This window comes from Enterococcus italicus DSM 15952 (assembly GCF_000185365.1).
GTDB classification, from domain to species: Bacteria; Bacillota; Bacilli; order Lactobacillales; family Enterococcaceae; genus Enterococcus_G; species Enterococcus_G italicus.
On the sequence record NZ_GL622268.1, the window covers coordinates 1 to 932 of the forward strand.

At 25.3% G+C, this 932-nt stretch carries 1 protein-coding gene; it reads right to left on the minus strand.

Going from position 1 to position 932, the window contains the following annotated elements:
- Nucleotides 1-586: 586 nt before the first annotated feature.
- Nucleotides 587-932 (minus strand): hypothetical protein (locus HMPREF9088_RS12145; RefSeq protein WP_040367793.1); only part of this gene is annotated, 346 nt, incomplete at its 5' end.

Genomic DNA, 932 nt, shown 5'->3' on the forward strand with positions numbered 1-932 from the left:
TTTTAGAGAGGAAAAATCTTGCTTTTTCATATCTTCCTTAAGTAAGCAAGCGAAGCTTGCTAATACCTAAAACAAAAAAACACAAAACCTTAGGAATAAAAAAGTTCTTCCTTTTTTTCTTTGTTTTGTTTTTAAGGTCTTATTAAGTAAGCAAGGCAGAGCCTTGCTTATACCTAAAAAAAAGAGAAAATAAAAAAATTCTTCCTTTTTTTTGAGGTCTTTAAAGGTCTTATTTAGTAAGCAAAGCGGAGCTTTGCTAATACTTAAACATTTTGAAAAAAATGAAAAAGTGTAAAAAACTATTGATATTATTGATAAAATTGATTCTTTTTTCTCTTTTTTAAAAATTCTCAAAATTAACAATATCCTTACTATTTAGACATTATTTGCACCTCCATAGGGGTGCAAAAACCTGTCCCTACTATCCAGTATGCTGTAACTACACTTTAGGATGTCTTTAAATAAAAGAATATATTTGGCTTTCAGTATTTATTTATATACTTTAGAAGTGTTAGAAAGTATTGATATATAAAGGTTTATATTTAATTGTTTCTAAACTTTAGCTATAAAAAAAAGAACCTTAAATTTAAGGTTCAAAATCAGTCAATGATTCTAAGTCATTTTCTGTTAGATTATGTTTAGCTAAATAATATTCTTTATATTTTTTTCTCATGGGGACAAAATTCCAGATATCTTTATCATCATAACCTTTTTCAAATTGCTTACACCAATTGACATAATTATTAAAGTTATTAGCTAAAAAGTTAGATTCTATTTTATCCCAATCTTCTACCTCATTATAATAATTTATTTCCATATTTACTAAATGTGTGACTTGTTTTTTCTTTCTTTCAGGTGGTTTAATATATTCATTTATTTCATCTTCAGTTAAACCAAAAGCTGTTCTATTATTACTATTTTTAACTAATAGT